The organism is Acinetobacter sp. ABJ-A23_2 (genome assembly GCF_044538765.1).
In the GTDB taxonomy this organism is placed as follows: Bacteria; Pseudomonadota; Gammaproteobacteria; order Pseudomonadales; family Moraxellaceae; genus Acinetobacter; species Acinetobacter nosocomialis_A.
Map to the genome: position 1 here is coordinate 1 of NZ_JBIUCP010000085.1, position 6,844 is coordinate 6,844.

General features: G+C 36.0%; 5 protein-coding genes. 2 read left to right on the forward strand and 3 right to left on the reverse strand.

Going from position 1 to position 6,844, the window contains the following annotated elements:
- Positions 1 to 217 precede the first annotated feature (217 nt).
- The gene (locus ACH63V_RS17675) at positions 218 to 1,396 is read left to right on the forward strand and encodes a S8 family peptidase (protein ID WP_396464268.1); all 1,179 of its coding nucleotides are present in this window, start codon (positions 218 to 220) and stop codon (positions 1,394 to 1,396) included.
- Between the two features lie 87 nt (positions 1,397 to 1,483).
- Here the strand turns inward: ACH63V_RS17675 and ACH63V_RS17680 are convergent, their stop codons facing one another.
- Entirely contained in the window at positions 1,484 to 2,110 is a 627-nt protein-coding gene (locus tag ACH63V_RS17680; protein ID WP_396464269.1) for an SOS response-associated peptidase family protein, read from the reverse strand.
- A gap of 353 nt (positions 2,111 to 2,463) precedes the next feature.
- Between ACH63V_RS17680 and ACH63V_RS17685 the strand changes: the two genes are divergently transcribed.
- A complete protein-coding gene (locus tag ACH63V_RS17685; protein WP_396464270.1) occupies positions 2,464 to 3,906 on the forward strand; it encodes a glucose/sorbosone family PQQ-dependent dehydrogenase in 1,443 nt (480 codons plus the stop codon).
- 52 nt (positions 3,907 to 3,958) lie between these two features.
- Here the strand turns inward: ACH63V_RS17685 and ACH63V_RS17690 are convergent, their stop codons facing one another.
- Both ACH63V_RS17690 and ACH63V_RS17695 read right to left on the reverse strand, forming a co-directional pair.
- Positions 3,959 to 4,402, reverse strand: coding sequence for a universal stress protein (locus ACH63V_RS17690; RefSeq protein ID WP_279969996.1), 444 nt, complete (start codon positions 4,400 to 4,402; stop codon positions 3,959 to 3,961).
- Positions 4,403 to 4,547: 145 nt separating this feature from the next.
- The gene (locus ACH63V_RS17695) at positions 4,548 to 6,641 is read right to left on the reverse strand and encodes an EAL domain-containing protein (protein WP_396464271.1); all 2,094 of its coding nucleotides are present in this window, start codon (positions 6,639 to 6,641) and stop codon (positions 4,548 to 4,550) included.
- Positions 6,642 to 6,844 lie beyond the last annotated feature (203 nt).

A 6,844-nucleotide genomic window follows, 5' to 3' on the forward strand; every position in this document is an offset into this window, starting at 1 on the left:
CTATAAAAGAATAAGATATATAAATTTTAATTAGATTCCTATCACAGTTTTGTTGAAAAAGTTGAAGTATATTGTGTGAAATAAAAAATTATGAAAATATGATTTAGGTTAAAAAACAGATAAAGCTCTTTATAATTTTCATCTGGAAGTTAAACCTGAAATAAAAAAGTTATTACTTATCATAAAAATACCTGAAATATAATATATGGAGATATACATGAATATTCACAAAGTTTCTGCTATTTGTCTTTCAATGGCAGCGACCCATTTAGCTTACGCAGCACCAAATCTTTTAAATTCTGCAATAGACTCTTCTCAAGCAAAAGGAATTATTAAAAATCAATATATTGTCATCTTGAATAAGGATATTGGACCTGCTAAAGACTTTGCACAGAATATTGCAAAACAACATGGTGGCAGGGTTTTGCAGAGCTACGATAGTGCTCTTAAAGGTTTTGCAATTTATTTACCTGATACGGCAGGAACAGCCTTTATTGAAGCGATGAAAAAGAACCCACAAGTTCTTTCTGTAGAAAATGATACTGTTGTGAATATTGATGCAACGACCCAAAGTAATCCTGATTGGGGACTAGATCGGATCGATCAGAAAGCTTTACCATTAAATTCAACATATTCTTATTCGCAGACCGGTTCGGGTACAACAGCTTATATTGTTGATACTGGTATATTGTCTACCCATCAAGAATTTTCAGGTCGTGTATTAAATGGATATACAGCAATATCTGATGGTAATGGAACGACCGATTGTAATGGACACGGCACACATGTTGCTGGGACTGTAGGGGGTACGACTTATGGTGTTGCCAAGAGTGTAAGACTAGTTCCAGTCCGGATTTTAGGATGTGATGGATCTGGTGCCTCAAGTAATGTTATTGCTGGTTTAGATTGGATTTTGAAAAATGGAAGTAAACCAGCCGTTGTAAACATGTCGTTAGGCGGGGCGGCAAGCTCTTCTTTAGATAGTGCAGTAGAAAATTTATATAATAATGGTTATGTAATGGTCGTAGCCGCAGGTAACTCGAATACAGATGCTTGTACTTCTTCTCCTGCAAGAACAAGTAATGCAATTACAGTTGCTGCAACGGACAATACTGATACTCGTGCAAGTTATTCTAATTATGGAAGCTGTGTGGATATTTTTGCGCCGGGAAGTCAAATTAATTCTTCTTGGATTGGAAGTAATACAGCCACTAAAGTATTAAATGGTACCTCAATGGCAACTCCACATGTTGCCGGTGTAGTTGCTGAAATGCTTCAGAGCACACCTACTGCTACGCCTCAAACGATATCGGCTAATTTGTTAAATCAAGCAACCAGTAATGTAGTGAAAAATCCATCTGGTAGCCCAAACCGTTTGCTCTATAAATCGCCTTAATGAAAAGCTATCTTTCCAATATAAAAAAGGTCTCAAGCGGGCCTTTTTTAATTTTTTGTATGTATCTCAATTCTAAATATTTAATTATTATTTTTTCATATCTGCTTTCGGTAGAGATATAAATTCATGTAGTGGCATATCTAAGAAAAAATCAGATGCTTCAGTGTGCTTGCAATTTAACCAATCATTCCTGAGATGATTTGGTATCACAATAATTGAACGTTTTTCATCGTCTGGTTTATGAAACTGCTTCATGAATGGATGTTGATCTGCGTTTATTGTTAATAATGACATTGACCGAACTTTCTGTTCATCAATGATGGTTTCTTCATAAATTGCTGCAAGTGTAAATGGTTGCCCATCTTGACGGAATATGCCATACCAATGAGCTTTTCCATTGATATATTTCGGTTCATAAATAGCTTCAACAGGTATAAGCCCGAATTGATCATGCGACCAAGCGTGTTTAAAAGAACGTTTTTGTTCAACCGTTTCAGTTCTTGCATTATAGGTTGCGTACTTAAATGAAACTTCTCTGGCATAGGGGGGTAACATTCCAAATTTAACTTTTCGCCATTCCAATTCATTTTGGTGAGATAAGATCATTGGACAGTCATCACTTGGATAAACATCCGATTTGTAATCAAAGGTTGGTTCAAATAAGTCTAATTGATGAGCATGATCTTTCTTAAGAGGTTTAAAATTTGCACACATAACTGAACCTAACTTCTGCTGAAATCCTTAAGCTCTAGCTTGAATCTTTTAGCTGAGTGTTATGTATATTTTTATAGTTTGAATTGTCTGTTTCAGTATTAATTTTTACTTTTCAATTACTTTGTTAAAGGTTGCTTTCATATCAATCAGTTTAAAAACTTGATGAACTATTTATAAGATAACTTTTAAAGTATTCATTTGTTTTGGATAGCTACTTTTATGCAACAGAGCCTTTCAGAAATTTGGATTTTAATAAATATGCTATTCATCATAATACAAAACATATAGAGAACTTATACAAATCAAACGTTTTTGATTTGAGTAACTCTTTAAAAAATTTATAAGGTGGAATTATGAATAAACATTTATTAGCCAAGGTCACTCTTTTAGGTGCTGCACAACTATTTATGCTTAACACGGCATTTGCGGACATTCCGCTTACGCCAGCGCAATTTGCTAAAGCAAAAACAGAAAATTTTGATAAAAAAGTTATTCTGTCTAACTTAAATAAACCGCATGCTTTGTTATGGGGACCTGACAATCAGATTTGGTTAACCGAACGTGCAACCGGTAAAATTTTAAGAGTAAATCCTGAGTCCGGTAGCGCAAAAACAGTTTTTCAGGTTCCTGAAATTGTGAATGATGCGGATGGGCAAAATGGTTTGTTAGGTTTTGCTTTTCATCCTGACTTTAAACATAACCCTTATATCTATATTTCGGGTACTTTTAAAAATCCAAAATCTACAGATAAAGAACTACCTAACCAAACGATTATCCGTAGATATACCTATAACAAAACAACAGATACATTTGAAAAACCTGTTGATTTGATTGCAGGCTTACCATCATCGAAAGACCATCAGTCAGGCCGTCTAGTTGTTGGTCCAGACCAAAAAATCTACTATACGATTGGTGACCAAGGCCGAAATCAACTGGCTTATTTGTTTTTACCAAATCAGGCGCAGCATACCCCAACTCAGCAAGAGCTGAACAGCAAAGACTACCATACCTATATGGGCAAGGTATTACGCTTAAATCTGGATGGAAGTATTCCTAAAGATAACCCGAGCTTTAATGGGGTAGTTAGTCATATTTATACTTTAGGGCACCGTAATCCACAAGGTTTAGCATTTGCTCCAAATGGAAAGCTTTTACAATCTGAGCAAGGGCCAAATTCTGATGATGAAATTAACCTCATTTTAAAAGGTGGGAACTATGGTTGGCCAAATGTAGCAGGTTATAAAGATGATAGTGGCTATGCTTATGCCAACTATTCGGCTGCAACCAATAAATCTCAAATTAAAGATTTGGGTCAAAACGGGGTAAAAGTAGCCGAAGGTGTTCCCGTGACTAAAGAGTCTGAATGGACTGGGAAAAATTTTGTAGCACCTTTGAAAACGTTGTATACCGTACAAGATACCTATAACTACAATGATCCAACTTGTGGTGATATGACTTATGTCTGCTGGCCAACGGTTGCACCGTCATCAGCATATGTATATACGGGAGGTAAAAAGGCGATTCCGGGATGGGAAAATACATTATTGGTACCATCTTTAAAACGTGGAGTCATTTTCCGTATTAAGCTAGATCCAACATATAGTGCGACTTTAGATGATGCCATCCCGATGTTTAAAAGCAATAACCGTTATCGTGACGTGATTGCAAGTCCGGAGGGCAATGCTTTATATGTACTGACCGATACAGCGGGCAATGTGCAAAAAGACGATGGTTCTGTAACGCATACTTTAGAGAATCCTGGTTCTCTCATTAAATTTACGTATAACGGAAAGTAGTTTATGTAAAAAACCCAGCTCTATAGCTGGGTTTTTTGAACTTTAAATTTATCTATTCGGTTACGACCAATACGGGTACGTGGATTTCTCCTAACAGTGCTTGAGTCACACTTCCTAAGAAGAACTTTTTAAAACCTTTTCGTCCATGAGAACCAATTACCAATAAATCAGCTTTTAGCTCAGTTGCTGCTTTGATAATTTCTGTGTGAATTGTTTGACCTTCAACAATCTTTGTTTCAACAGAAATTCCGTGTTGACTAAATTGCTCTTTAGCTTGATCTAAAATGCCCTGAATCGAAGCTCTCGCTTTATTAAAGTAATCTTGTGCAATTTCTGTACTATCAATGATTTCAACTGAAATAAAAGGATCAATAGTAAGCGCATATACTAAAGTGACTTTACTGTTAAACGCTTTAGCAAGATTTGCAGCATGGTTAACCGCAATAAGTGACGTAGGAGAACCATCGACTGGAACTAAAATATGGTGATAACTCATATATTGCTCCTTATTGCCTTGTGACAATATTTATTGTTGAAGAACCTAAGTTTGTTATCGTTATGGTTATATTATCGCCAATTTTATGGTTTTTATTGTGTATTTTTAGTGTGCAAAGTGAGCGACTACTTTTTGTATATACAGATTAATTCATCGAATAATGGCTTTCTAAATAAGCCTGACCTTGTTTAAGAATAGATATAACTTGATTTGCATCAATAGCTTGTTCGAATAAAAAGCCTTGTCCTATGTTATAACCAAATTTAAGAAGTAGCTCTTCTTGTTCTACTGTTTCAATACCTTCTGCAATTAACCCGAGTGAGAGATTAGGTGCGAGTAAACCAATTGCTTGGACAATTGCATAAATTGATGGGTCCTGTTGCATCTTTTGTATAAAGCTACAGTCGACTTTTAGACAATCAATTGGGTAGTCTCGTATATGCGTTAGAGAAGAGAATCCTGTTCCGAAATCATCTAAAGCAATGCGTACGCCATGTTGCTTTAATTTATTGAGTGCGCGAATAACATATTCAGAGCCACGGTCCCCAAGCATATGCTCAGTAACTTCTATTTCAATTAAATATGTAGGAATTTCAAGTTGATGAATCTTTTTTAATAATCTTTCGGCGTAATTATCTCTTAAGAACTCAACTGGTGCAGCATTTAGTGATACTGGAAGTGGCTGAAAGCCTAACTTTATCCATTTAGCCATATCATGCAAAACTTGTTGCTGCATAATTTCACCGATCTTACTGGCTAAATCATAGTCTTTAAAAGCTTCAGCAATTTGTGAAGGCAAACCTCTTTGAGCCGAAGTCGTGTGCCAACGCAGTAATGCTTCAAAGCCCACAACAGCATGAGTTTTTAAATCAACTTTAGGTTGATAGTAGGGTTGGATAGTATGGTGACGAATAAGCTGACGAGCAATGTTAAGTTGAGAGGCGATTGCTTCGGTCAACTGCATCATACTCGGGTTATACATACGTATACCGCCACGACCTCGAGCTTTTAAGTCATGCAATGCCATGTCTGCACAGCTTAATAAGCTTGATTGATCGACAGCATCTTGCGGGTAAATGGCACAGCCAATGCTCATACCGCCGTTGAGTACATTCCCTGCATATGTAATGGGTTGATTGAGTTGTTGAAGTAATACTTCAGCAAGTTCTCGGACATCATTTTCATTTTTTAAATGGCTGACAATAACTGCGAACTCATCGCCACCTAACCGAGCGACAGAACATCGTTCATGGTCTACGCACTGATTAAAACGTTTAGACAGGATTTTTAATAAGTGATCGCCAGCACTATGACCTATGGTGTCATTAATGTGTTTGAAATGATCTAAATCAATTAAAAGTAAACCTACACTTGTTTGGGTTTCTCGTGAGTAGGTTAGAGTACGTTTTAGTTGAAGCTTAAATGAGCGTCGGTTAAATAATCCAGTAAGTTCATCTCTCTCACTAATATCTCTTAATCGGTTTTCAGTAAGATATTGTTGAGTGACATTCCGAGAAACACACAATATTTGAATAATTTCGCCGTTTGTATGTTGAATTGGGGTAAGCATGTTATCCCAATATTCAGGATCTTGATTTGGTAAGCAACTCATGCCAGCGAATCGGGCCACTTTACCCTGTAAGGCTTTTTTTAAAGCAACTCTTCCGCGTTTGCGTATATGCGGTGGTAAAAGATCTAACCATCGCATACCGAAATTTTTTTCATCGACAGGTACACCTAATGCAAGGCACCCTGATTTATTCATATGAGATACTGTGCCATCTGTATTTAAAACTTTAATACAATCGACACTAATATCGAGCATTTGATTCTGTATATCGATATCTTTACGTAGGCTTTGTTGTTCTTGTATATCTTGATCAATATCTAGAAAACTAATAAACCATTCATTTTCTTGAGAAGGTTCATGATATTTCGATAATTGAATTGAAAGTTTACACCATCGATAGTGATGGCTCTTATGTAAAAGACGGCATTTAAATTCAACTCTTGATTGCAGCCGTATAGCACCTAACCATTTGTTTTTAACTTCTTCTAAATCGGCAGGGTACACGAAATCTAACCATTGCTGAAACAATGGAGGAGAGGTATCGTGCCAGTACTTTGTACACTCCGTATTGCAGTATAAAATTAAGCCTTTTTCATCACTGACCCAAGTCGGTAGAGGAAACTGCTCAACAATAAAGTGCTTTTGGGTAGTGTTCGACATTGAAGTCATAACATGCCTAAAACTGCTGAAGAGTTAAACTATTTATAAACTGTATTGTAATAGTTGTGTCGTCACCACAAAAGCTATAAAAAAATAATATTTGATGTTTTTTTCGCCTTGAATAAATGTTTTTCTAAAATAGAATTGATATTACTCATGTATGCATATGTTATTTATTAACTTTTAATTTTCTTAAGACTGTAGAAAATAGA